22 protein-coding genes are annotated in these 25,150 nt (G+C 71.4%); 13 read left to right on the top strand and 9 right to left on the bottom strand.

Annotation, left to right across the window (positions count from 1 at the left end; all coding sequences use genetic code 11):
• Positions 1-70 precede the first annotated feature (70 nt).
• From ACZ7KF_RS38045 to ACZ7KF_RS38020, 6 genes are all read right to left on the bottom strand, one after another.
• On the bottom strand, positions 71-811 hold the full coding sequence (locus tag ACZ7KF_RS38045) for a Type 1 glutamine amidotransferase-like domain-containing protein (RefSeq protein WP_471086047.1): 741 nt from the start codon (positions 809-811) through the stop codon (positions 71-73).
• 263 nt (positions 812-1,074) lie between these two features.
• Positions 1,075-2,505 carry a cellulose binding domain-containing protein gene (locus ACZ7KF_RS38040; RefSeq protein ID WP_471086044.1) on the bottom strand — a complete coding sequence of 477 codons (1,431 nt, stop codon included), beginning with the start codon at positions 2,503-2,505 and terminating at the stop codon, positions 1,075-1,077.
• Positions 2,502-4,067 carry a beta-N-acetylhexosaminidase gene (locus ACZ7KF_RS38035; RefSeq protein ID WP_471086041.1) on the bottom strand — a complete coding sequence of 522 codons (1,566 nt, stop codon included), beginning with the start codon at positions 4,065-4,067 and terminating at the stop codon, positions 2,502-2,504. Before ACZ7KF_RS38035 ends, ACZ7KF_RS38040 begins: the two co-directional genes overlap by 4 nt.
• 51 nt (positions 4,068-4,118) lie before the next feature.
• Complete coding sequence (locus tag ACZ7KF_RS38030) at positions 4,119-4,955, bottom strand: carbohydrate ABC transporter permease (protein ID WP_471086038.1); 837 nt, start codon at positions 4,953-4,955, stop codon at positions 4,119-4,121.
• The gene (locus ACZ7KF_RS38025; protein ID WP_471086035.1) at positions 4,952-5,920 is read right to left on the bottom strand and encodes a carbohydrate ABC transporter permease; all 969 of its coding nucleotides are present in this window, start codon (positions 5,918-5,920) and stop codon (positions 4,952-4,954) included. Before ACZ7KF_RS38025 ends, ACZ7KF_RS38030 begins: the two co-directional genes overlap by 4 nt.
• Before the next feature lie 37 nt (positions 5,921-5,957).
• A complete protein-coding gene (locus ACZ7KF_RS38020) occupies positions 5,958-7,226 on the bottom strand; it encodes an extracellular solute-binding protein (RefSeq protein ID WP_471086032.1) in 1,269 nt (422 codons plus the stop codon).
• A 278-nt stretch (positions 7,227-7,504) separates the two neighbouring features.
• On the opposite strand from ACZ7KF_RS38020, the gene ACZ7KF_RS38015 reads away from it, so the two are divergent.
• Complete coding sequence (locus ACZ7KF_RS38015; protein ID WP_471086090.1) at positions 7,505-8,314, top strand: GntR family transcriptional regulator; 810 nt, start codon at positions 7,505-7,507, stop codon at positions 8,312-8,314.
• Positions 8,315-8,355: 41 nt separating this feature from the next.
• On the opposite strand, the gene ACZ7KF_RS38010 is transcribed toward ACZ7KF_RS38015, so the two are convergent.
• On the bottom strand, positions 8,356-8,949 hold the full coding sequence (locus ACZ7KF_RS38010; protein WP_471086029.1) for a DUF4291 domain-containing protein: 594 nt from the start codon (positions 8,947-8,949) through the stop codon (positions 8,356-8,358).
• Positions 8,950-9,429: 480 nt separating this feature from the next.
• Between ACZ7KF_RS38010 and ACZ7KF_RS38005 the strand changes: the two genes are divergently transcribed.
• From ACZ7KF_RS38005 to ACZ7KF_RS37975, 7 genes are all read left to right on the top strand, one after another.
• Positions 9,430-10,383, top strand: coding sequence for a phosphotransferase family protein (locus ACZ7KF_RS38005; protein WP_471086026.1), 954 nt, complete (start codon positions 9,430-9,432; stop codon positions 10,381-10,383).
• Positions 10,384-10,677: 294 nt separating this feature from the next.
• Positions 10,678-10,965 (top strand): metal-sensitive transcriptional regulator, encoded by a 288-nt coding sequence (locus tag ACZ7KF_RS38000; protein WP_471086023.1) that lies wholly within the window; start codon positions 10,678-10,680, stop codon positions 10,963-10,965.
• Between the two features lie 470 nt (positions 10,966-11,435).
• Positions 11,436-12,665: an NAD(P)/FAD-dependent oxidoreductase gene (locus ACZ7KF_RS37995; RefSeq protein WP_471086021.1), complete on the top strand. Its 1,230-nt coding sequence runs from the start codon at positions 11,436-11,438 to the stop codon at positions 12,663-12,665.
• Positions 12,666-12,797: 132 nt separating this feature from the next.
• Positions 12,798-14,156 (top strand): MBL fold metallo-hydrolase, encoded by a 1,359-nt coding sequence (locus ACZ7KF_RS37990; RefSeq protein WP_471086017.1) that lies wholly within the window; start codon positions 12,798-12,800, stop codon positions 14,154-14,156.
• 139 nt (positions 14,157-14,295) lie between these two features.
• Positions 14,296-14,568 (top strand): rhodanese-like domain-containing protein, encoded by a 273-nt coding sequence (locus ACZ7KF_RS37985; protein ID WP_471086014.1) that lies wholly within the window; start codon positions 14,296-14,298, stop codon positions 14,566-14,568.
• Positions 14,565-15,308 (top strand): sulfite exporter TauE/SafE family protein, encoded by a 744-nt coding sequence (locus ACZ7KF_RS37980; RefSeq protein WP_471086010.1) that lies wholly within the window; start codon positions 14,565-14,567, stop codon positions 15,306-15,308. Before ACZ7KF_RS37985 ends, ACZ7KF_RS37980 begins: the two co-directional genes overlap by 4 nt.
• 88 nt (positions 15,309-15,396) lie before the next feature.
• Complete coding sequence (locus ACZ7KF_RS37975) at positions 15,397-15,972, top strand: rhodanese-like domain-containing protein (RefSeq protein WP_471086007.1); 576 nt, start codon at positions 15,397-15,399, stop codon at positions 15,970-15,972.
• Between the two features lie 32 nt (positions 15,973-16,004).
• On the opposite strand, the gene ACZ7KF_RS37970 is transcribed toward ACZ7KF_RS37975, so the two are convergent.
• Positions 16,005-17,390 carry a helix-turn-helix domain-containing protein gene (locus ACZ7KF_RS37970; RefSeq protein WP_471086004.1) on the bottom strand — a complete coding sequence of 462 codons (1,386 nt, stop codon included), beginning with the start codon at positions 17,388-17,390 and terminating at the stop codon, positions 16,005-16,007.
• 260 nt (positions 17,391-17,650) lie between these two features.
• On the opposite strand from ACZ7KF_RS37970, the gene ACZ7KF_RS37965 reads away from it, so the two are divergent.
• From ACZ7KF_RS37965 to ACZ7KF_RS37955, 3 genes are all read left to right on the top strand, one after another.
• A complete protein-coding gene (locus tag ACZ7KF_RS37965; RefSeq protein WP_471086001.1) occupies positions 17,651-18,262 on the top strand; it encodes a hypothetical protein in 612 nt (203 codons plus the stop codon).
• Positions 18,263-18,384: 122 nt separating this feature from the next.
• The gene (locus tag ACZ7KF_RS37960) at positions 18,385-18,843 is read left to right on the top strand and encodes a hypothetical protein (protein WP_471085998.1); all 459 of its coding nucleotides are present in this window, start codon (positions 18,385-18,387) and stop codon (positions 18,841-18,843) included.
• 469 nt (positions 18,844-19,312) lie between these two features.
• Positions 19,313-20,194 carry a GNAT family N-acetyltransferase gene (locus ACZ7KF_RS37955; protein WP_471085996.1) on the top strand — a complete coding sequence of 294 codons (882 nt, stop codon included), beginning with the start codon at positions 19,313-19,315 and terminating at the stop codon, positions 20,192-20,194.
• Between the two features lie 48 nt (positions 20,195-20,242).
• Here the strand turns inward: ACZ7KF_RS37955 and ACZ7KF_RS37950 are convergent, their stop codons facing one another.
• Positions 20,243-22,603 (bottom strand): ATP-binding protein, encoded by a 2,361-nt coding sequence (locus tag ACZ7KF_RS37950; RefSeq protein ID WP_471085993.1) that lies wholly within the window; start codon positions 22,601-22,603, stop codon positions 20,243-20,245.
• Positions 22,604-22,882: 279 nt separating this feature from the next.
• Here ACZ7KF_RS37950 and ACZ7KF_RS37945 point away from each other — a divergent pair, with 279 nt between their 5' ends.
• Together ACZ7KF_RS37945 and ACZ7KF_RS37940 are read left to right on the top strand one after the other, a co-directional pair.
• Positions 22,883-23,782: a PIG-L deacetylase family protein gene (locus ACZ7KF_RS37945; RefSeq protein ID WP_471085991.1), complete on the top strand. Its 900-nt coding sequence runs from the start codon at positions 22,883-22,885 to the stop codon at positions 23,780-23,782.
• Positions 23,783-23,864: 82 nt separating this feature from the next.
• Positions 23,865-24,563, top strand: a complete 699-nt coding sequence (locus ACZ7KF_RS37940; RefSeq protein ID WP_471085988.1) for a DUF4232 domain-containing protein — start codon at positions 23,865-23,867, stop codon at positions 24,561-24,563.
• Positions 24,564-25,150: the final 587 nt, after the last annotated feature.

The raw sequence follows: 25,150 nt of genomic DNA, 5'->3' as shown, positions 1-25,150 counted from the left end.
CGCCGCGTGAACGCCCCGCACCGAGGGAAACGGCAGGCCGCGCGTGTCCCCCGACGGTGCCAGGAGTTGCTCAGAACCGGGGTGCAGGCAGCAGCCGCGGTTCGATCCGTTCCTCCACCGCCCCGGCGCCCGCGCGGCCGACCACGTAGGCTCCCTTGCCCGGCAGTTCCGCCACGGCCTCGACCAGTTCGGTGCCCCGGTAGACCAGGCCCACCCCGTCGTCGATGCAGTGGGCGGTCCGGAAGGCACCCTCGGCGACCAGCCGGTGGATCAGCGGACGCCGGCCCGCGTCGGAGTCGTAGTGCACGCCGTTGCCGTACGGCAGCAGGCCCAGCCCGTCGGTGACCGGGCGCAGCCCGGGGCCGAAGGAGTCGGTCGCGCCGCCCTCGAACCAGCAGATGGAACCCGCGCTGACCCCGGCGAGCACCACGCCCGCCCGCCACGCGCGCCGCATGATCACGTCCAGGCCGTGCACCCGCCACACGGCGAGCAGGTTGGCCACCGAACCGCCCATCACCCAGACCACGTCATGGGCGAGGACCGTGCCCTCGACGTCCTCGACGTTCGGCATGGGGAACAACTGCAGGGGAGTGAGGTCGAAGCCCGCCACCCGGGCCGCCTCCGCCACCCGCGCCGTCACGTGCTCGGCGTCACCGGTCGCCGTGCCGACGTACAGGATGCGGGGACGCCTGCCGTGGACGCCGGAGAGGTCGACCGCGTGGTGGACCAGGGCGTCGAAGAGCAGCCGGGTGCGCGTACCGACACGGTGCCCTCCGGACGTGGCGAGGATGGTCGGTTCCGGAGCGGTCACACCCGTGATCGTAGCGCCCCGAACTCCTCCTATGAACGGAGGATCCCGGCTGGAACCCCGTGTGGCATGTCAAGACCGTCCTGCTCCAAGGGAGCCTGCCCGTCACCGCGATGTACCTTCCCCCGCTGGTGACCCCGATGCTCTGCTGCCTTTCGTCGTCCGTCTCCTGACGCGGCGGCCCGAGGGCCCCGAGTCTGCACCGGCGTACCCGCACGACGGCGGCGGCGTGCGGGTACCCGGGCGGTTCGGGGCCGGCCCTCACATCACGTCGCGGGCACCGTGTCCTCGAAGGCGGTGCCCGCGCCGCGGTAGGCGGCGACCTTGGCAGCCACCTGCGCGGGGGTGAGCACCTGGTCCTTGACGTGCAGGACGTAGTCGACCTGCTGGTCGTAGGCGCGGGGGCTGGTGCTCGTGTTGCCGGCCAGGTCGATCAGCCACTGGTTGAAGTTGATCGACATGGGCCGCTCGGGAAGGTACTGCGCGTCGTGGGTGCCGAAGAGCTGCCCGTCGATGTAGTAGCGGATGGTGCTGTTGTCGATGGTGAGGACGAGGTCGTGCCAGCCGCCGTAGCTCTGCCGGCCCTCGGTGTGCTGGTTGACCGCCTGCCACGGGTCCGGGTTGTAGGTCTCCCAGGACGTCGTGTAGAGGATGTTCGAGGACTCGCCCCAGCCTCCGTTGGGGAGGTACTCGAAGTCGTACTCGGCGTAGTCGTCCGCCATCGGCGCCTTGAGGTCGTTGATGGTGAAGAACGTCTGCACCAGGTGGTCGCCGTCCGGGCCGCTCCTGGGCGCGTCCGCGAACTTGACGCGCGCCGCGTAGGTCCCGTTCTTGAACTTCATGGCCTTGGTGAGCACTTCGGTCTGCTTGGTGCTCTCGCCGGTCCCGGAGGTCGACGTCTCCAGGTTCATGACGGTGTTGCCGCCGGAGGAGGAGAACGTCACGTTCTGCGGCGCCCAGGTGGCGCCGGGCACGCCGGGTCCGCCGGAGTTGGAGCGCACGTTCCAGCCGTGGGCGGAGATCGCCGGGTCGTCGTACTTCGTGTAGCTGAAGTCGTCGAAGAGGGTGGCCCCGTCGCCGGGCGGGTCGGTGGGGTCGGTGGGGTCCGTCGGATCGGTCGGGTCGTTGCCCTCGGGGGCGGTGCCGAACACCGTCCTCCCGTCCAGTTGGGCGGTGACTTTGGTCCAGTTCGCGTAGGAGGTCTGCGCGGCGCCGAAGGAGTAGTCGTCGGTCTGGTTCAGGGGCTGCCAGTCGGAGCGGTAGAAGCGCAGCTGGAGGTCACCGCTGTCGGCGTTGGCGGCGAGGGATCCGGCGCCGGAGGTGAAGCCGATCTCCAGGTAGCGGTCGGCGGTCGCGGTCGGGTGGGCGAGCGTGCCGAACGTGCCGGTGACGTTGGCACAGCCACGCGTCGCCCATGAGCAGGCGAATCGGTAGGCTGCGCTCGCGGAGTCCGCCTTGAAGTAGTAGCGGAGCTTCACGCCGCTGAGAGCCACCGAGGACGACCCGGTGTTCTTTACCTTCAGCCACGGTTCGGCCTGGTCACTGCCGGTGGAGCCGGTGTGGTACTGCACCGACAGACCGCTCTCGGCGGCCGACGCCGCCGGCGGGAGCGCCAGCAGTCCCGCGCAGCCGAGCGTGGCGACGATGGCGCAACTGATCGATCGGGTACGGGCCTTGGGGCGGGAGTTCCTTCTCATGACGGGTCCTCTCCGGAACGCTGGGGGATGGGGCCGTGCGGATCGAGCGGCCCGTACCGCACCCTGAGTGCGGCGAGCCGAGCGACGTGCGTGACGATCCGGCCGCGGAAGCCGGGCCACGACGGGCTGCCGTGCCAGGCCCGGTCGGCAAGCGCGCATAACCGGGGAAAGGTCAGATAGTCGATGTGGTCGGCGCCTGGGGCGAACTCGGTCCACACCTGCGCCTGTACGCCAAGGACCCGCCCGGGCATGCCGGTGTCGTCCGGGGGCGTGTGGGCGTGAACCGCGCGCAGGTCGACGACGTCGCCCGGCTGTCCCTGAGGTTCCTCGGGGCGCGCGGACTGCGCGTAGTCCAGGTAGGTCGCCTGGTGCTGTGCGCTGATCACGTCGTGCCCGCGCTTCAGCGCGATCCTGGTGTGCTCGGGGTCCCGCCAGGTCATCAGGGTGAACTGTGGCGGCAGGCCCTCGCCGGTCTCCGCCCACGCGGTCGGGATCCGTCCGCGTTCGATCAGATGGTCGCCGACCCGGCCGAGGAACCAGCCGTGCAGGGCAGCCGTGTCCGCCAGCCCCTCGGCGGCGGCTCGGGCGCGGGCCGCCGGGCTCGCCGCCCATTCCGTGGTGGGGCACTCGTCGCCGCCGATGTGCACATGCGGCGATGGAAAGACGTCGAGGACCTCGTCGAGGACCGTGCGCACGAAGCGGAACGTCGGTTCGTGGACACCGAGGATGGTCTCGCACACCCCCCAGTGGGTCCACACGTCGAGCGGGCGCTCGGGGAAGTTCCCGAACTCGGGATAGGCGGCAAGGGCGGCCCGCATGTGTCCGGGCATGTCGATCTCCGGGACGACGGTGATCCCGCGCGCGGCGGCATACGCCACCAGCCCGGTCACCTCGTCCCGGGTATAGGCGCCTTCGTGGGGGACACCGTCGAAGACACGGCTGCCGGCGGGGCCCACCATGGACTCGGCGCGCCGTCCGCCGACCTCGGTGAGCCGGGGATATGCCGCGATCGGCATCCGCCAGCCCTGGTCGTCGGTGAGATGGAGTTGCAGCACGTTCAGCTTGTGCAGCGCCATCAGGTCGACGTACCGGCGCACCAGTGTCATCGGCTGGAAGTGCCGCGCGACATCGAGGAGGAACCCGCGCCAGGCGTGACGGGGCACGTCGGTGATCTCCACGCAGGGCAGCCGCCAGGCCACGCTAGGCCGCGGCTCGGGCGCGAGAGCTTCGGGAGGAAGGAGCTGGCGCACGGTCTGGACGCCTCGCAGCAGCCCGGTGGGATGGGCGGCGCGCAGAAGTATCGCGTCGGGAGAGACCGTGAGGCCGTACCCCTCTTCGCCCAGACCACCCAGTCGCGGATCGAGCGCGAACACGAACGGCCCGTCCGGGGAGGCGTACAGCGGCAGGCCGGTGGCCGGGGCGAGGAGGGTGCGGAGCAGCGCGGCGGCGGGTGCCGCGTCGTGGGGGACGCGGAGCGTGGTGGTGGCGTCCAGGGTGAAGTGGCCGGGGCGGAAGGCGAGACGGGTGGGCAGGGGGACGAGGGCAGGGCGCGGTGCGGGCACTGCGGACCTCCGGACGGGGGGCGGGGCCTGCGGACGGGGGAGCGGGGAAGGTCAGCCCTTGACGGCGCCGGACGCGAAGCCGGACGTGACGTGCCGCTGCAGCAGCAGGAAGATCACCAGGGCGGGCAGTGCGAACAGGGTGGAGGCGGCCATCGTGGCGCCCCAGTCGGTGCCGAACGTGTTCTGGAACGAGGACAGCCACACCGGCAGCGTCCGGTGGTCCTGCTGCTTGATGATCAGGAAGTTGGCGTACGCGAACTCGTTCCACGCCGTGATGTAGCCGAACAGCGACGTGGCCATCAGCCCCGGCGCGAGGAGCGGGAACGCCACGTGTCGGAACGCGCCGAGCCGCGTACAGCCGTCGACCTGCGCCGACTCCTCCAGTTCCGCCGGGATCGTGGCGATGAAACCGCGCAGCACGACGATCGTGAACGGCAGCGTCATCATGAAGTAGATCAGCGTCAGCGTCGGCAGCCGGTCCAGCATTCCGGTGTCCCGGGAGATGATGTAGACGGGGATGACCAGTGATTCCCAGGGCGCCATCTGGGCGATGAACACCAGGAGCATGAACTGCCGCCGGCCGCGCCAGCGCATCCGGGCCACGGCGTACGACGCGCCGAGCGCGACCACGAGTGCGAGAAGCACCGCGCCGAGTGTGACGAGCACGCTGTTGCGCCAGAAGAGGCCGAAGCCGTCGGCGTCGACGGCCCGTCGGAAGTGGTCGAACGTCCAGCTCCGCGGCAGCAGTTGCGGGTGGTCCGACTGGATGTCCCGGTTCGGTTTGAAGGCGGTCGTGACCATCCAGTACACGGGGAAGAGACAGACGGCCACGGTCACCGTCGCGGCGAGGTGGAGGGGGAGGCGGCGCAGGGCACGCGGAGTGGTCACCGCTCGTTCTCCTGTCGGAACATCTGCCGGAAGTACGCGACCAGCACCCCGGACATCAGCAGCACCGTCACCATCGACGCCGCCGCACCCAGGTCGTAGCGCTGTCCGGACAGAGCCGTCTGCACGGCGTACACGGGCAGGATCGTCGTCGCGTCCCCCGGGCCTCCCCGTGTCATCACCCAGATCTGGACGAACGCCTTGAACGTCCAGATCACTTCGAGCGAGAGCACCAGCATGAAGAGGGGCCGCACGATCGGCAGGGTGACCGAACGGAAGATCCGGAAGCCGGACGCTCCGTCCAGGCGTGCGGCCTCGTACAGATCGGCCGGCACGGTGGTGAGCGCCGAGTACAGGGTGATCGCGGCGAACGGCACCGACTGCCACACCACGAGCGTCACCAGGATCGCGAACGCCGCGGGGCCGTGCGCCAGCCACGGATAGCCCTCGAAGGAGGAGAAGCCCAGACCGGTCAGGGTGTGGTTGACGATCCCGAACTGCGAGTGGAACAGCCACTGGAACACGGTGGTCGCCGCGACCACGGGCATGGCCCAGGTCAGCACGAGCGCGCTGAGCACCGCGGTTCGCCAGGCCTGCCCGAGCCGCTCCACCATCAGCGCGACGAGCGTCGACAGTCCCATGATCAGGGCGACGTTGACGGCCATGAACAGGAACGTGCGGTGCACCACGGCCCAGAAGCGCGGATCGGAGAGCAGGGTCGTGTAGTTGTCGAATCCGGTGAAGTGGGCGTCGCCGAGGATGAGTTGGCGCAGTCCGAAGTCCTGGAAGGAGATCAGGACGGCCCGCGCGAGTGGGTAGACGAGCAGGTACAGCATGCCGAGGACTGCGGGTGCCACGAGCAGGTACGGCCAGCTGCCGGACATGGTGACGCGGTGGGTGCTGCCCGGTGTGCGCCGGGGCGGTCGGGATGGTGGTCGGGACACCACCGGGTCGCGGACGATCGTCACGGCGCACTCCTCTCGGTGCCGGGGGTGAAGGGGGCGGTCAGGAGCCCGACTTCATGGCGTTGGTGATCGCGTCGGACGCTTCGGCGGCCTTGCTCTCGGGGTCGCCGCCGGTGAGGACGGCGGTCAGGTAGTCCTTGATGGGGTTCTTGGCCTCGACCGCGGCCCAGCCTGGCGTGTTCGGCGTGGCGTGGCCCACGGCCGCGCCGACCGCCATCGCGGAGGCGCCCGGGTCGCCGGCGACGGCACCGGCGAGCGTGGTCTTGTTGGGGACGTAGCTCATGGCGACGGCGAGCTTCCTCTGCCACGTGTCGCCGGTGAGCTCCTCGATGAAGGTGAGCGCGGCGTCGTGGTGCCGCGAAACGGTGGGGATCACCAGGTCGGAGCCGCCGGTGAAGACAGCGCCCGGGGTATCCGCCGTCTTGCCGGGGATCGGGAAGAAGCCCAGCTTGCCCTTCAGTTCCGGGTTGCTCTGGGTGACGACGTTGGCGCCGCCCGGCGTGCTGATGACCTGGGCCACCCGGCCCTTGGCCATCACCTCGGCCTGGGGCGGCTGCGCCTCGTCGGAGTCCTTGGGCCCCTTGCCGAGCGCCTGGAGCCGCTTGTAGAAGGCCGTGGCGCGCAGCGCCTCCGGGCTGTCCAGGGAGCCCTTCCACGTGCCGTCCGACTCGGTGGCGAGATCACCGCCCTCGTCCCAGACGAAGCCCGCGAAGGTGTACCAGTTCTGGCCGGGCAGGTAGATCCCCTGCTGGGGGCCCTTGTTGAGCCTCTTCGTCGCGGCGATCCACTGGTCGCGGGTCTTGATCTCCGCAGCGTCGACGCCGGCCTTCTCGAAGAGGTCCTTGCGGTAGATCACGACGCGGTTGGCGGCGTAGTACGGAATGCCGTACTGCCGGCCCTCCCAGGAGCCCGGCTCGGCGAGCCCCTTGAGCCAGTCCTTCCCGCCGAGGGCGTCGACCTTGTCGCTCAGGTCCAGCAGGCCGCCGCTCTGCGCGAACTGGGCGACCTGTGTGTTGCCCGTCTCGATCACATCCGGCGCGTCGTTGCTGGCCAGCGCTGCAGTGACCTTCTCGCCGATGCCGTCCCACTCCTGGATCTGGATGCGGACGTCGATGTCCGGGTGGGCGGCCTCGAAGCCCTTCTCGAAGTCCTTCTGGAAGGCCGCCGATACGCTGTCACGCATCAGCCACACGTCGATCGCGGTCTTCCCGCCGCCGGCGGACTCCGCGTCACCGGAGCCGGACGAACAGGCACTGAGTTCGACGACCGCGACGAGCGCGGACGCACCGGCGAGCAAACGGAACTTCACGGTTCACCTCTGTAGTTCCGGACCTGACCAGTGGCTAACTGGTCAGGTGACCTCTGGTGAGTGAGAAAGCTGGCATAGACCAATGGCCGCGTCAACCCCACTGCAATAGGGAGGAGTTGGCGGGCGAGTTTGTCGATCTCCGCGCTCTCGTGGTCAACTGGTCAGGTAGCTGGTCGTACGGATCAAGGGGGCGGACAGTGGCCACCAAGGCGAACGACGCGAACGACGCGGGCGGAACAGCGGGAGCGTCGGTCGGCCGCCGCTCCTCGGGAGCGGTACTGAAACGCGAGCGGGTCCGCGATCATCTGCTGCAGCTCATCGAGTCGCGGCGCCCTGGTGAGCCGATTCCCTCCGAGCGCACGCTCTGCGCGGACCTGGGTGTCTCCCGCCCCACCCTGCGCGCGGCCGTCGACGAGCTGGTCGCGGCGGGCGTTATCGTTCGCGAACACGGACGCGGCATGTTCGTTGCCCCGGAAAAGATCACCCAAGAGCTGATCGCGCCCGAGCAAGGACTCGAAGTGCCGCGCGCGGCGGGCGCCTGGTCCAGCCGGCTCCTGGAGTTCACCACGATTCAGGCCGGTGCCCGCGTCGGCCGCAAGCTGCGCCTGTCTCCCGCCGCCCGGATCGTCTACGTGGCGCGGCTACGGCTCGTCGACGGCTCGCCGATGGCCATCGAGCACCTCCACATCCGCGCCGATCTGGTGCCCGACCTCACCGCGCGGGAGTTGGAGAGCGGCGATCTGTACGAGCACCTCCGCGAGCACCACGACGTTCATGTCCGCGAAGCGATCCAGACCATCGAGCCGACGGTGGTGACCCGGGCCGAGGCCGAGGTGCTGGACGTGCCCGAACTCTCCCCCGCTCTGCTGGTCGAGCGGCTGACCTCGGACACCTCCGGCTGCCCGGTCGAATACGTCCACTCGCTGTACCGCGGGGACCGCTACCGCATCGTCTCGCGCCTCACCCTCGGCCCGGCCGCGACCGAGCCGGAACCGCTGCCCGGCCATCATCCCGGCATCCCACCGGGAGACTTCGCCCACCGTGACACGGTCGTCTCCTCCACCCGCGGTGACGTGCAGGCCCTCTGACGGAGCGGCGGGCGGTGCGTGGGGCGGTGTGTCACGTGCACCTACCGGCGTAGATGAGCCAGGGCCTCGTCGCTCACGGGATACGGCCGTTCACGGGGCAGGAGTTGTCGTGCGGCGTCCAGGTCTCCGTCTCGTACCTGCGCGTGGATCGTGTGGGCGAGCGATGTGACGTCGGTGATGGAGACGATCCACTCATCGGCGTAGAGGCGCGCGGCTTCGCCGGTGAGGCCGAGCTGGAGCGACCGGTGGGCCAGCGGCTGAAGGTGCAGATCGCGTTCGGGGTCCCATTGCACCCGGGCCGGAGCCCGCTTCAATTGGCGCTTCCAGGTGGCGCGGTCGGTGTGGAGCCCCTGCTCGTAGTGGGACAGGCAGGCGTGTTCCAGTGCCCACTCGAAGCCGTCACGGGCGATCTCGACGGAGAGGACGGTCTCCTGTCCTTCTTTGGTGCCCCACCCGCAGCGGTACATCATCCACAGGAACGACGGCTTGATCCATGTCATGCGATCCCGCTGCCACATCGCCGGGAAACGGCCCTCCCGAGCCGCCGGCAAGCCTATCTCCGGGGTATACGCCTGGTACACGGTGACCGTGGAGTCCGTGTGCAAAGCTCGAATCTGGTACTTGGGTTCTGCCACGGGGACCAGGGTGGGCGCACTGCTGCGTACGCGCCATCGAATTACCGCACGCGAAGCCGCCGGACCACGGACGGCATCCTGTGGTCGACGACGGTCGCACGTGGGTGATCACCTGCCCCGGGACTCGACCGATCCGGTCGTCGGGGCAGGGTCGGGTGTTCCTGGTGCCTCGCCGATCACATGCCGCCGGGCCCTGCCGTGGGGAACTGGGGCGGCGGCACGTAGTGGCGGGCGAGCCCGGCATCCCGGTTGTGGCGGGGGAGACGGTGTGCTTCGGGGTCGCCGTACTTCGCAAGTCGACGGCGGCCGGAAACAACGTCCCGGAGGAAAGTGCCGGCTCGGATCAGCAAGGTCATAGACGTTCTCCCCGTGTGTGCTTGTGCCTAAGGAGAACTATGCGACTGCCGCTCGGGGAGTACGCGTGTTTTGAGCGAACCTTGAGCCTGCCGCGCCTGAGACCTCGACTGGTCTAATACGCCGATGGAGACCAACCCGAACGCGGAAGCCTCATTCTCCGACCCATGGCTTGCGTACTTCGCCGACCGCGGGCACACGGGTGTCCGCCGTATCGGCGCTGGTGTCGAGGGCGTCGTCTACGGGCTGGGCGAGGGCCGGGCCGCCAAGGTGTGGAGCGGTCGGCCGCCTGCCGACTTCGGTCTCACCCGCCAGGTGTACGCGGACATCGCGCGGCCCCCGCTGCCGTTCGCCACCCCGGAGATCTTCGACGTCGAGCACCACGAAGGCGTCCTGGTGACGTACGAGCGTGAGCTGCCCGGAGCCCCGATGCGAGTCGACTCCGCGCACGCGGCCTTCGAGCGCGAGCTGCCCACGCGTCACAGTGACGCGCTCCTTGCCGTTCTGCGTGGTCTGGCCTCCGTGCCGGGCACCGACGCCATGCGCCAGTTGACCGTCCAGGGTGACGACCGTCCGCTGTGGCGGGACCACGACTGCTTCCGCGACGCCCTCGCGGCCCTGGTCGTCCGGGCAGCGGCACGGCACGGTGCCGCCCTGGCCGCTTATGTGACGGACTTCGAGGCGGGAGTTGCACGCACGCAAAGGGCACTGCGCTCGCTCCCCGCCGCCCCGGTGACGGCGATCCACGGCGACCTCGTCCCGCCCAACATCCACGTCGACGCGGCCGGTCGGCCCGTCGCGGTGCTCGACTTCGGCTTCTACACGACCGCGGGCGACCCGGCCTTCGAGGCCGCCGTCACCGCCGCCGTCTGGGACATGTACGGGCCGTACGCCGAGCAGCACACCACGGAACTCACCAGGCTCTTCGCCCACGAGCTCGGGTACGCGCCGGTGACCCTCACCGTCTATCAGGCCGCATACGCCCTCACGACCTACGACCTCTTCGGCCTGGACGACCGAGACGGGCACTTTCGGTGGTGCGCAGACCAGCTCCGCCGCAACGCCGTGTTCAGCGCCTGAAGCGGGCATCCGTCACGGCCACCCGTCGATGGCAGCGACGAGGGCGGTCGCGTCGTAGCGGACCGCCGGTTTGTCGTATTCCGATGGCGATGGCGATGGCGCGGTGCTTCTGCTTCTGGTGGCGGTCGATACCGCGCTCGGCCGGTTCGGGGGGCCCGGTGTCCCGGCGGCGGATGCGGCGGGAGAAACGCCGACCTGCGTCGGACCCTTGGCCACGGGCCTGTCCCGCCCGAGGGTCGCCGCTGTGCCGGACCGGGACGTAGAGTACCCCTAGGGGTATGGCGAGGAGTGATCGTGGAACTGGAGCTTGAGGGTGCGTCCCTGAAGGCCGTGCTGAACCGGCTGCGGCGGGCGCAGGGCCAGATCTCCGGCGTGATCCGGATGATCGAGGAGGGCCGGGACTGCGAGGACGTCGTCACGCAGCTGGCCGCCGCCTCGCGAGCGCTCGACCGTGCCGGTTTCGCGATCATCGCCACCGGACTGCAGCAGTGTGTGAGCGACATCGAGTCGGGCCGCGGGAACGGCGAGAGCACGGAGGCGATGCGCGCGCGCCTGGAGCGACTCTTCCTGTCACTTGCCTGAGGAACTCCTGGCAGGGGCGGCAGGCCACGGGGTGACGGGGGCCTTCTCGATGTACGCCCCGAGCGTCCTCGGCGCCGGCGATCCACCGCGCTCATCGAGCCGGGAAGCCGACAACCTTCACCGGACGCTCCGATAGCGCCGGCGGGCGGCGCCACTCTGATCACGCTGACCACTGTCGTCACGCGGTATTTGCCCCACAGGCAAATACCCGCTGGGGTATTTGACCCGCCTCCTGGGGACCCGTAGCCTCGCCTCGATAAACCCCCCGGGGTATTTGAGACGGCAACCGCTGGTGGGCGGAGGGACTCGCGCCGTGTTCCCGCCGCGAAGCACCCGCGCGCGTCGGCACTCGCCACGCGCCCTCGCCGCCGGTTCGCACCAGCACTGCAGGCACCGGCGTACCGGCGTACTGGCGTACCGGCACAACCCTCTGCCTCATGGCCTCAGGGCCGACGGGAAGGAGTACGACCATGGTCGACAGCCCCTCGTCACGCAGCGACATGATCGCCGGCCCGCACCGCGTCGCCGTCATCGGCGGCGGCAGCGCCGGAATCAGCGTCGCCGCCCGCCTGCGCCGCGCCGGCGTCACTGACATCACCCTCGTCGAACCGTCCGACAGCCACTGGTACCAGCCCCTGTGGACCCTGGTCGGCGGCGGTCAGGTACCTCTGCGCAGGACCCGGCGTTCCGAGGCGTCCGTCATTCCGGACGGAGTGCGCTGGATACGCCGCCGCGCCCTCGCCGTCGACCCCGACGCGCGCACCGTCACGCTCACCGGTGGCGCCCGACTCGCCTACGAGTACCTCGTCATGGCTCCCGGACTGCAACTCGACTGGGATGCCGTGCCCGGCCTCGCCGGAGCGGTGGGACATGGCCCGGTCTGCAGTAACTACGCGCCGGAACACGCTCCGCGCACCTGGGATCTGATCAAGGGCATGCGCTCCGGCACCGCCGTCTTCACGCATCCGGCCACACCGCTGAAGTGCGGCGGAGCACCGCAGAAGATCGCGTACCTGGCCGCCGACCACTGGCGCAGGCGGAAGGTCCTGGACCGCATCCGGATCATCCTCGTCATACCCGACCCCGTCCTGTTCAAGGTGCCCGAATGGGCCCGCACCCTGGAACGGGTGGCCGACAGGTACGGCATCGAAGTGCGGCTTCGGTCGGAGATGACCGCCGTGAACGGCGACCGCCGTGAAGTCGTCCTCACCGACCACATGAGCGGTACCGACGAGACGGTCCCCTACGACTTCCTCCACGCAGTGCCTCCGCAGAGCGCGCCCGACTGGGTCAAGGACAGCCCGCTCGCCGACCCCGCGAGTCCCTGGGGCTTCGTCGCCGCGGACAAGAACACGCTGCAGCACCCGCGATACGCCGACGTCTTCGCCCTCGGGGACGTGGCCAACCTGCCGACCTCCAAGACCGGTGCGGCCGTCCGCAAGCAGGCTCCCGTGGTGGCCGCCAACCTGCTCGACGTGATGAACGGTGAGAACCCGGCGAGCCACTACGACGGCTACACATCATGTCCGCTGGTGACCGCCCGCGACCGCGTGCTCCTCGCCGAATTCGACTACGGCCTCGAGCCGTCACCCACTTTCCCGCTGCTCGACACCTTCAAGGAGCGGCGCGACATGTGGGCCTTCAAGCGGTACCTCCTGCCGCAGATGTACTGGCACGGCATGCTGACCGGCCGCCTCTGACCGACCGGCCCGGGCTCCCCCCCCGCCCGGGCCGGTCTTTCGCACCCCCACCCTTCCAAAATACCCCCCGGGGTATTGATGCTAGGGTTGCGCATACCCCGGGGGGTAATTTGGCGGGAAGGAAAGATCTCCGTGTTCTTCATCGAAACCATCGACCTCGCGGGCCTCGGCAACCGCAGCTACCTCGCCGGCGGCAGGCAGACGGCCGTGGCCGTGGACCCACCGCGCGACCTCGACCAGGTACTGGCAGTGGCCGCGCGTCGCGGCGTACGGATCTCGCACGTGGTGGAGACCCACATCCACAACGACTACGTCACCGGCGGTCTGGAGCTGGCACGGGTGACCGGTGCCGCCTACCTGGTACCGGCCGGGGCTCACGTGTCGTTCACGCGGGTACCGGTGGCCGACGGCGACACCGTCCCCATCGACAGCGAGCTGGAACTGCGCGCCGTCGCCACCCCCGGCCACACCCCGCACCACACCTCCTACGTCCTCCAGGAACGAGGGCAGCCGGTGGCGGCGTTCACCGGCGGGTCGCTGCTGATCGGCACGGTGGGCCGGCCGGACCTGGTCGAACCCCGCCTGACCGAGCACCTGGCACGTGCTCAGCACGCCTCCGCGCATCGCCTGGCGGCCGAGCTGCCGGACGAAACGCCCGTCCTGCCCACGCACGGCTTCGGCAGCTTCTGCTCCTCCGCACAGAACGCCGGGGACGCCACCACCATCGGCAGGGAGAGGACCGCCAACGCGGCGCTGACCACCGACGCCGACTCGTTCGTCGCGCGGCTGCTCGCCGAGCTGGACGACGTCCCCGCGTACTACACGCACATGGGTCCGCTCAACGCCGCGGGGCCCGCACCCGTGGACCTGACCCCTCCTGCCGTCGCGGACGCCGACCAGATCGCCGCCCGACTCGCGGCCGGCGAGTGGGTCGTGGACCTGCGCAGCCGGGTCGCGTTCGCCGAGGCCCACGTCGCGGGATCCTTCAACTACGAGGCCGACGGCAAGATCGCCACTTACCTCGCCTGGATGATCCCGTGGGGCAAACCCCTGACGCTGCTCGCCGAATCCCCCGGGCAACTCGCCGCCGCGCAGCGCGAACTCGTCCGGGTCGGCATCGACCGGCCCGCGGCCGCCGCGACCGGCACACCGCGCGACTGGGTGCCCAAGGGTGACAGCCCGGCCTCCTTCACCCGCTCCACCTTCACCGGGCTGGCCGAGCACCGCATGGACGACATCGTCGTCCTGGACGTACGGCGCGACTCCGAGCGAGCCGCCGGCTACATAGAGGGCTCCGTCCACATCCCCGTCCACCAGCTGCACAAGCGGCTCGGCGAGGTGCCCGCCGGCACCGTCTGGGTGCACTGCGCCGGCGGCATGCGGGCCGCCATCGCCGCCTCCCTGCTGGACGCCGCCGGCCGTGACGTCGTGGCCGTCGACGACGGCTTCGACGCGGCCGAGGGCGCCGGGCTGACCGTCGTCGCCGGCTGAGCCGACGGCTCCGGGCAACCGGCAGAACTCTCCGAGAGGTTGTGTGATGTCCCCTTTCCCTCGTAGCGCAGACCGCGTCACCATGAACGAGGCCCACCGGCGCACCCGAGGCCCCGACGCTGTGACGGTTCCGCCGGACGTGCGTGAACCACCCGAGTGGAAGACCGGGCACGCGCCCGACGCCGCCCACACGCCGCTGTCCCGGCCGGCCGCCGGCGCAGCAGCGCCCGGCGTGGCCCCGGCACCGCCGCCGGTGGTGATCTGCCGCAGCGGGCACCGCTCGCGGCAGCCCGCCCGACTGCCGACCGCACGAGGCGCCGACACCGTCGACGTGAAGGGCGGCATGCGGGCATGGGCCGCCGTCGGTCACCCGGTCGTCGAGCAGCAAGGGAACAACGGCTCGACAGCATGACCACGCTGATCCTCGCGCTCGTCGCCGGTGCCGTCATCGGCCTGGCCCTGGGCGGACTCGGCGGAGGCGGCAGCGTCCTCGCCGTCCCCGCCCTCATCTACCTGCTCCGCTTCACCCCGGCCGAGGCGACGACGGCCGGCCTGGTCATCGTCACCCTCACCTCGGTCACGGCACTGACCGCCCACGCCCGGGACGCCAACGTCGCCTGGCGGACGGGACTGTTCTTCGCCGCCGCGGGCATCGTGCCCGCGACGATCGCCGGAGCCGTCTCCAGCCGCCTCCCCGCACCCATGCTGACCGGCGCCTTCGCCGCCACAGCCGCGGTCGCCGCCCTGCGCATGCTGCGGCCCACGCGAACCGAACCGGCCGGCAAGGCGCACCCCGGCACGGCCGGAGCGGCCGGCGCCGGACTCGGCGCGGTCACCGGGTTCCTCGGCGTCGGCGGCGGTTTCCTCGCCGTACCCGCGCTGGTGAGCGTCCTCGGTCTGACCATGCGCCGGGCGGTCGGCACCAGCCTGCTGGTCATCACGATCAACTCCCTGGCCGCTCTCGCGGCCCGGGCCGGTACCGGCACGCACCTGGACTGGGCGGTCATCGCGCCGTTCACCGCGGCGGCGATCCTGGGTGCCTGGGACGGCAAACGCCTGTCCCGCAGGCTCAAGGGCGTGACCCTTCAACGGGTCTTCGCCTGCGTGCTCCTCACGGTCGCCGCCTTCATGCTCGTCGACGCGCTCCGCTGACCGAGGAGCTTCTCCAAGAGCCCGCGCAACTGCTCACGGGCCGCACCGGATTCGTCGCCGTGGCCCACACCCGAGGAAGAAGTTCGCCATGACCACCCCCACCACCCTCGACCCCCGCCAGGCCCACGGCCGCCTGCACGAACTCACCGTGATCGACGTGCGCACCCCCGGCGAATACGTCGGCGGTCACATCCCCGGTGCCCTGAACATCCCCCTGGACCAGCTCCACCGGGCACTGCCCGACATCCGCACCGCCGCCCACCGCGGTGAAATCCTCGTCGTCTGCGCCTCGGGCGCCCGCTCCGACAACGCGTGCCGCACACTCGCGGAAAACGGCATCCACGCCGCCACGCTCGCCGGAGGCACCGGCGCCTGGGCCGCCCAGGGCCACGACCTGCACCGGCCCGAGGGCCCGCGGAAGGCGACCTGGGGCATGGAGCGCCAGGTGCGACTCGTCGCCGGTTCACTCGTCCTGCTCGGCCTGGCACTGGGCGAGGTCGTTCATCCGGCCTTCCGGCTGCTGTCCGCCGGCGTCGCCGGTGGGCTGGTCTACTCCGCCCCGACGAACACCTGCGGTATGGCCGCCGTGCTGGCCAAACTCCCGTACAACCAGCCCCGCAGGGCAGACCTCGACGCGACGCTGGCACACCTGAGGGGTAACTGACGCCGCCACAGGGCCCGTCGAAGAGACACGTGCTAGCCGCCGTACGGGACCCAGGCACGCACGCCTGCGTCGTTCGTGCCGTACCAGTAGCGGGGCACTCCCTTGATGCCGGTGGTGTGGAACGGACGGCCGTGGTCGTCGATGCGGATCGTGCCGGTGCGGCCCTGGCAGGACCAGTCGAGTTCGAGGTACCAGCGGGCGTCGTGGGTCTGTGTCGTCGCGTCGACCAGCAGCACCTCCGGGTCCTCGGCGGACACGCGGTAGGGGAAGTGCACGGCCGGGATGGTGTGTTCGCTGTCGGCGCCGTCCTTCGGGCGGGCGATGGGCCGGTCGGCGTCGAGGTTCACGGTGAAGCGACGGGGCGTGAGCTCGCCGCCGCACCCCTGGTCCATGGCGTACGCGTTCCCGGCGGCCGGGTTGCCGCGGCTGACGATCCGCACGCGCAGCGACTCGAGCACCACGGCCGTGGACGACCGCCCCTGCACCGAGATCTGCACCATCGTCTGCCGCCCGTGCAGCGCGCCCTGAGTCGCCGCCCACGCCCCGGCGTCCTGCTGCACCGGCGGCGGAGGCACCTGCGCGGGCGACTTGTCGATGACGTAGTCGTGGCCGCAACCCATGTTCCATACCTGGGAGTCGGCGCTCCAGGTGAGCGGCAGCCCGCCGGCCGGCTTAGCGGCCGAGGTGGGACCGCCGCCGGTGGCGGACGGGGCGGGGGCCTTGTGCCGGAGGCCCGGCGACGCACTGCTCTTGGAACGGGAGGGGGAGGGCGAGGCTGAGGGGGAGGGGGGCGCCGATGGTTTGGCCGAGCGGTGGGGTGTGCCGGGGGTGGTTGTCCGCGGGCCCGCGGAGCGGGAGGCGTCCGTCTCGGGGGAGTGGTCGTCCGACAGGGCGGACGTGATGCCCAGAGTGGCGAGCAGTACGCAGGCGACGGCGGTGGACGCCACGATCCGTCGGCGGCGGTACCAGGGGCGGGCAGCGGGCGAGGGAGCGGGCGAGGGCACGGGAGAGGAGGCGGTCGCGGGGGCGGGTGAGGGGGCGGGCATGTCCGGGGCGGGATCGTCCCCGGGCTGCTGAGCGGAGTCGCTTTCATCGATGCCCGCCCCGTCCGCTTCCGGCACCGGAGCCAAGGCCGTCGCCTGCGTCGAACCGGCCCTGGGCACCCGCTGCCGAGCCGCCACCGCCGACAGCCACAGCCGGTGCAGTTCGAGCCGCTCCTGCGGTGTCGCCTCACAGAACGCCGCGAGCCGCTCCACGGGCGCGAAGTCCTGCGGTACCGCCTCGCCCGCGCAGTACCGGTGCAGCGTGGAGGTGTTCATGGTGAGGCGGCGGGCCAGGGAGCCGTAGCTCCGGCCCGTGCGGTCCTTCAGCCGGCGCAGCAGCGCCGCGAACTCCTCGACGTCGTCGCGAACCGACACCCGTTCCCCCGTCGTCCGCCCGCGATCCCGTATCCCAGGCACTCATATACCTGCACGTCAGATGGGCTGGGATGGTTCCACCGTCGCCAAAAGGGCGCCGGTCGTTGCACGGGGATCCACTGACCGGCGATGCTCTTGGTGTCGCGCCGACCAGGGCCGGACCGACCAACCGGCGTCGGGCGACATCCGCCACGTAAGCACCGCACGTATGCGTTCACCGCACTCGTGCAACCACCGCACTCGTCTATGGGGGGACACCCATGCCCAAGCGCACCCGAGCAGGCGCGCTCCTCGCAGTCGCCGTCACGGGGCTGACCGCGGCGCTCGCCGGACCGGCCGTCGCCGCTGCCAAAGCGCCCGGCTTCCTCGCGGCCGCGGACCTGCCACCGCACCCCACTTCGTCCTGGACGGCCGGCCGGGTCACCGCCGGCGTACCGGAGGAGACGGACCGGGACACCTGCCTGCGGGCGCTGCCGGGCCACGGCTCCGCCTGGCACCGCGACTTCCGCACCGACCTCGACACGAACGCCCGGCAGATCACCGTCGTCCTGCGCGACACCCGTTCGGCGAAGCAGCTGACCTCGCGGCTCAACAAGGACATGAAGTCCTGCGCGGCCCGCATCGAGCAGCGGGAACCGGACACCGAGGCCACCGGCAAGGACTACGGGAAGCTGTCCGTCGAGGAGGGCGCCCACGTCTACGGCGTCCACACCGAGACCTCCTGGGGCGCGAGCGACGTCCGCCTGCTGTCGGTCGGCCGGGACGGCCGCACCGTCACGGTCGTGAACTGGGCGCAGCTCGGCGGCTTCGCGGGCGCTCCGGTGAAGGCATTCAAGAAGACGACCGCCCAGGCCGTGAACAAGCTCCGCTGACGGGGCCCCGGCGCCGTCCTCCCGTCACGGGGGTCGGGAGGACGGCCCGGCACCCACGGTCACATCACAGCCCGACCACTCGACCACTCGATCAATCGATCACTCGCAAACGGAGAACAGACATGAACAGCAAGACCCGCACCGCCCTCACCGCGGGCGTCCTCGCCGTCGCCCTCGGCATCGGCGCCACCGTCCAGGCCTCCGCAGGGACCCCGCGCAGCGTCAGCGGCAAGCCGTCGGACAACATCACCCGCATCGCCGACTTCTACGGCGCCTACATCGACGCGGTGACCGACGAGGACAGCGGCGGCCTCGGGAAGGCCCTGCGCAGCCACTACCTCACCCCCGGCTTCCAGAAGGAACTGAACGCCTGGGAGGAGAAGAACCACGCCAACGGCGTCCTGCGCGCCCAGAACGTGCCGCTCGCCTGGAAGGTCACCGACAACGGCACCGCCGACTACACGGAGGCCGTGATCACCCTCACCTGGAGCAAGTCCAGCACGACCAAGCTGATCGTCGACATGACCCGCGGCAGCCACAAGATCTTCCACATCGGGGAGAAGGGCATCGGCGGTAAGTGACGACCGGCACGGGTCCGGTCGGTCAGGTGCGGAGCCGGATGACGTGGGCCGCTGCGGTTGCAGTGCCGTGGAGGACATAGCCGCGGACAGGGTGGGCGAGCCGCCGGAGCCTGGTCGGCGGGCGGCAGCGGTCACGGTGTGAGCGGCCTCGATGCCGGTGCCCTCGGGGAGGGCGCCGGCATCCTGGGCGCGAGGGGACGGCTACCGCCCTGCGTCTGCCCACCCCGCCCCATCCGAGGCCGCACGCTCGACCTCGATCTCCCACCGGCCCGTTCCCGCTCCATCGCGGCATGGCACGCCGCGTCCCGGCCGCGAAGAGCGGCCCGCAGAGACGCAGGCCCGGCGGCCCGCAGACACGCAGGCCCGCAGGCCCGCAGACACGCAGGCCCGTCGGTCCGTCGGTCCTTCGGTCCGTCGGCCGGAGGGTAATTGGGAGGCGCGGTGCGCCCGGCGGGTCAGATCATGGGCCATGCCCTTCGACGACTGGTACCTGACCGACGACCTCACGGAATACCTGACCCGCGCCGACGGCTTCCTGCGCTCCCGGCCGGACCGGCATACCGTGCAACTCACCGTGACGGAGAACCTGCGCACCCGTGGCATACGACACTACGGCGAGGCCCCGCCCGAGTTCGGGGTGCTGCAGGCGAACGGTGCCGTGCGGGCGGCCTTCCTCCGCACCCCACCGCACCCCCTCGTGGTCACCCCGCTGACCGAGGAGGAGGCCGACGGCCTCGCCCGCCGGCTCGCCGCGGCCGGACGCATGCCGGACGGCGTCAACGCCGACCACGACACCGCCGCCGCCCTCGCCGCGGCATGGGAGCGGCACACCGGCATCCCGTCCGCGCTGCACAAACGCCTGCGCCTGTACAGGCTGGGGGAGCCGACGGCGCCGCAGCCGGTGCCGCCGGGACGGGCCAGGGTGGCGGGAGCGGCGGACCGCGCGCTGATGGCGCGCTGGTACGCGGAGTTCTGCGCCGAAGTCGGCGAGTCGGCCGGCCGCGCCCCCGGGGACTGGGCCGACGACCGGACAGAGCGCGGCGACCTGCTGTTCTGGGAGACCCCCGACGGCACCCCCGTGTCCATGGCCGGCACCTCCCCCCGGGTCGCCGGGCAGATCCGCGTGGTCGCCGTGTACACCCCGGCGGGGCTTCGCGGCCGCGGTTACGCGGGTGCCGTCGCCACCGAGGCCGGCCGTGCCGCGTGGTCCCGCGGGGCGGAGGAGGTGCTCCTGTTCACCGACCTCGCCAATCCGACCAGCAACGCCCTGTACCAACGCATCGGCTACCGGCCGGTGTCCGACTTCGCGATCCACCGCTTCGGCGACCGGAATCGCCCTGTTCCGGAGTGAGCCGGACCGGCGGCGGATGCGGGCGGCCGACTCGGACGCGGAACCCGTTCAGGAGGGGAGCCGGGTACGGCCCCTGGCCGCCGGCGGCGCGGCGGTGCCGGCACCGGCACCGGCACCGGTCTCGTCGAGTGCGGCGAGTGCCTCGACGGCCTCGACCTGCCGCGGGCTGCGCAGCGCGGCGAGGGCGTCGCGAGCGGTGAGCAGCGTCTCCCGGGCCTCGGGATGCCCCGTGGCGCCGAGCACCTGCCCCAGGTCGAGCCGGGCCTGCTCCGACCAGGCCGGCATCTGCGCGGCGTCGAAGGCGGCGAGGGCCTGCCGCAGCGGCGTTTCGGCCTCGTGCCACCGTTCCAGGGCCGCCAGGTCGTTGCCGATCTGCTGCCTAGCGACCGCGTGGTACAGCGCGATCACCTCGTCCGTCCGGCCGGGGACGCCCGCGCGGCAGATCCGTTCGCTGCGGCGGTGGATGTCCAGCGCCTCGGCCGCCCGGCCGGTCTGGCGCAGCAGGGTGCCCAGGGTGTTGAGGATCGTCAGCTCGGCCAGCCGGCCCTGCGGGGACTCCTGCGAGGCGAGGCAGCGGGCCGCTTCGCGCAGGCGCTGTTGGGCCTCCTCCGTCCGGCCCAGCCGGTGCAGGGCGCCCGCGCCGTAGCCGAACGCCCAGCCCTGCTGGAGCCCGTCCCCGCAGTCGCGGGCCGCCGCCAGCGCGCCGTCGGCGGCCGTCAGGGCGGCGCGGGGGTCGTGCACGCAGAGGTTGTAGGCCCAGGCGAGGTAGTTGAGGTGAACGGCCTCCTCCTGCCTGGCGCCCAGGCAGCGGGCGGAGTCGGCGGAGCGCTGGAAGACCTCCACCCACTGCTCCCAGTGCTGGTTGAGGTCGGAGAACCAGTGCATCGCCTGTGCCGTGTCCAGGACCTCCCGGTGCAGGCCGGTGTCATGGGCGCGGCGCAGGGCGGCGAGCCACTGGGCCCGCTCGGCCTCCAGCCAGGCACGTGCCTCCTCCCGGCCGGTGGGCGCTCCGTCCGGGTCCGGGTCGCTGTGCGACGCGGTCCGTTCGTGGTCGACGTCGAAGTGCAGCGCCGCTGCGGTGGCCCGGCGCAGCATCCATTGCGTGGTCCGGTCGAGGGCGGCTTCGCGTACCTCGGGGCCGTCCTCGGCCTCGACCTGTTCGGCGGCGTAGAGCCTGAGCAGGTCGTGCAAGCGGTACCGTTCGGCCGCGGGATCGCTCTGGAGCAGCCCGGCGTCGGTCAGTTCCTCCGCGCAGGCGACCGCCTCGTCGTGGGTCAGGCCGGCCAGGAGGGCACCGGTCTCGGGGCTGAAGTCCGCTCCGGCGGCCAGCGCGGCGCGGCGCAGCAAAGTCCGTGAGTCGGGCGGCAGTTGCCGGTAGGAGAGCGCGAAGGCGGCCCGTACCCGCAGGCTTCCGGCCTGCAGGCCGTCCAGTCGGCGGCCCTCGGCGGCGAGACGGGCGACGAGCTTGCCGAGGCGTTCGTGCGGCCGGCTCAGGAGCCGCTGGCCGGCGATCCGCACGGCCAGCGGCAGGTTCCCGCACAGGTCGGCGAGATCGCGTGCGGCCTGCGCCTCGGCCCGCACCCGGTCCGGGCCGATGATGCGGGTCAGGAGTTCCACCGCCTCCTCGCGCCGCAGCAGGGCCAGATCGGTGCGGTGGACGGACTCCAGACCCGCCAGGGCGTGCCGGCTGGTGACGATCGTCAGGGACGGACCGGTGCCCGGCAGCAGCGGGCCGACCTGGGACTCGTCGGCCGCGTTGTCCAGCAGCAGGAGCATGCGCCGCTCACCGGCCAGGGACCGCCACAGGCCGGCCCGGTCGTCCGTGCCGGACGGGATCGCCGCGTCGGCGACCCCCATCGCGCCCAGCAGCCGGGCCAGCGCGTCCCGCGGGGTGGTCGGCTCGGGGTCCATACCGTGCAGGTCCAGGGCGAACTGCCCGTCCGGGAAGTGCGGGGCGAGGTGGTGCGCGGCGTGCACCGCGAACGCGGTCTTGCCCAGGCCGGGCTGCCCGGCGACCACGGTGACCGCCGGCCGGCCCGGATCGGCGTCCCGCGCCAGTTCCAGCAGCCGGGCCAGGGCCGGGCCGCGCGCGGTGAAATCCTGGATGTCGCGCGGCAGGGCCAGGGCGCCGGAGCCCGCCGGGCCGGTGGCCGCCCGGGGGCGCGGACGGCCGACGGCGGCGGATTTCTCCAGGGCCGCCGACTCGGAGTCGTCCAGTCCCAGTGCTTCGGCCAGCGCCTGCACCGTGCGGCGCTGCGGCCCCCGGGTGCGTCCGCGTTCCATGTCGGCCAGCGCCCTGACGCTCACCCCGGCCGCGTGCGACAGCGCCTCCTGGCTCAGCCCGGCGCGCACCCGCAGGTGCCGCAACTGCTGCCCGAAGTCCCCGGTGGAAGCCGTGCCGTCGCGCACCGTCGTCGTCCCCGATCATCCGGCTCGTGCCGATGCGAGCCCTCGGCAGAAGTATGACCGACGGTAGTTCTGCCGGGAGAACCGCCTGGGCGAGCGGGACCGGAAATGATCGACTGAAGGCAGACGCGGGACGCCCTCCAGGTACACGCACTCCGGTCGACACCCCCCGGCGAAGTCCGCCGAAGGACGGGGCCGGTGCGGTGCGGGGACGGCGCCGACCACCCGCGGTCGACAGACCGTCACCTGCATGCCGTAGCCCACCGAACGGGGACCTCCCACATGAACCACAGCACCGAGCACACCGCAGGGCCGACCAGGCGGAGCGTCCTGGCCACCGGTGCGCTGGCCGCCGCCGCAGTGGCCTACCAGACGGGCCGTGCCCCGGCGGCCTCGGCCGCCGCCAAGCCCGCCATCTTCTACGCCCCGCACCAGGACGACGACGCGATCGGCCTGGCCGGGTCGATCCTGGAGCACAAGGCGGCGGGCCGGCCCGTCTACCTCGTCCTGGTGAGCAACGGCCGCAACCCCGATCTGGCCGTCCGCATGAACAGCGACCCGTGCCCCCTGACCCAGTGGTCCAGCCCGCACCCGTGCGCCGCGGGCGGCCGGCACAACCTGTCCTGGCCGACCGATGGAACCACCCAGGTCGTCGCCGCCCGGACCGCCGAGTTCATGGCCTCCGCGAAGGCGCTGGGCGTCGACAAGGTCATCAACTTCAAGGTGGTGGACGACGGTTTCGCCAGCACCTCCGCCTACAACAAGCTCGTCGACCGGATCGACGCGAAGGTCAGGGCGCTCGCCGCGCGGTACCCCGGTGCCTCGCACAAGTTCACCGCCGGCTGGCTCGAGCACACCGAGACGCACAAGGGGTGCAGCGACGTGGCCTACCGCCTGATGAACGACGGCACGATCTCCGACGTGCGCTTCAACCACGTCTACGCCTACGAACGTCCCCGGGAGGACCGTGCGGACGGCGCGGCCTACGTGCTGAACATCCCCGGCGCCCACATGAAGACCAAGCGCAACGCGATGTACGCCTACAACACCTGGGACCCGAGCCGGAACCTGTACGCCCTCGGCTATCACAGCGTCCCGGAACTGCTGGAGGCCGCACACGCCGACCCGCGCGAGTTCGTCCACACCCTGCCCTCCGACTACCGGCCGGGCAAGGGCAACTGACCACCGAAAAAAGCAAACAGACGGAACGACACCGGCCGACGGCACCGGGCCGCGGCCCCGAACCACTCACGGGGAACTCTCCATGAACACTCTGCTTCACCGCTCCACGCTGCTCGCCGTCGCGGGCACGGCTCTCGCGATGTCCCTCACCGCCTGCCAGAGCGACTCGGACACCACCTCCTCGTCCGCGGCGACCCCCGCGGCCACGGTGGCGTCGTCCCCGGCGGCCACCGCGTCGACGGCCGACAAGGGCACCGGCACGTCCGGCGCGACGGGATCGACCGCCTCGGCGGGGTCGGCGGGCTCCACCGACGCCTCGGCGGGCTCGGCGGACGCGACCGGCGAGCAGGTTGCCGCCTCCACCCCGGCGTGCACCGCGGGGGACGTCCGCGTCACCGCCGCCCGGCAGGACGGTCCGCCCACCACCCACATCGTCCTGACCGCGAAGAACACCACTCGGCACTCCTGCCGGCTGACGGGCTTCCCGCACGTCCAGTTCCTGGAGAGCCACAAGCAGGACGTCCCGGCCGTCGCCAAGAGCAAGCCGGCCACACCGGTCGTGCTCACGGCGGGCGCCCCCGCCTACGCCCTGGTGAAGCTGTCGGACGGCGGGGTCGACGAGGACAACGAACCCGTGTCGGCGTTCTCCCTCACACTGGAGGGCGACTCCACGGTCATCGCCGTCACCGCGCCCGGCAGCGGCGGCATCGCCGTGGACCCGGCGAAGGCCCTCACCGGCTACTGGACTCCTGAACTCCGCAACGGCGCGGACGACTTCTGAGCCCTTCCGCACGGGACGGCGTCCCCCGGCGGCAGGCACAGGACGGCCGTTGCACGAGCCCTCCCGGCCGCCTGAAACGCGCCCACATCATCACGGGCGCACGCCGGGCGGACGGCCGCCGGAGGGACGTTCCCGGCCGGACGGCAGGCGGGACACCTCCGGCCGGATCACCGTCCTCTCGACGAGGAGCTGTCCCGGGCCCGGGCATTCCCCTTCCCGCAGCGGCGGGTGCCCGGGACAGCAGCCCCCACCTGCTCCTGGGCCTCACAGGACGCCACCCGCACCGGCCTCTCGGGCCTTCCGCAACAGCGTGGGCCTTCGCGAACAGCGCAGCACGGGCCGGACGCACAGGGACACGACGACGCCTCGGCGAGCCCCGTCGCACGGCTTCGTCCGGGCGTCCCGAGGGCCTTTCCGAACCTGGCCAGAATCGAACAGAGCGATCCAGGCCCTCTTATACAGTTGCCCGCGTCCTATACCGACTCACGTACCACCGGACCGTCCGAATGATCACCTGACGACACGATCCGTCGCGGGAAACGCCGGTCTTTCCCGGCTGATGGTTGTTTGTTGGCCATGCTCACGGG

It is taken from the genome of Streptomyces sp. NPDC038200 (assembly GCF_055600785.1).
The sequence above is the reverse complement of the archived record's forward strand: the minus strand, read 5'-3'. Positions and strand labels throughout refer to the sequence as shown.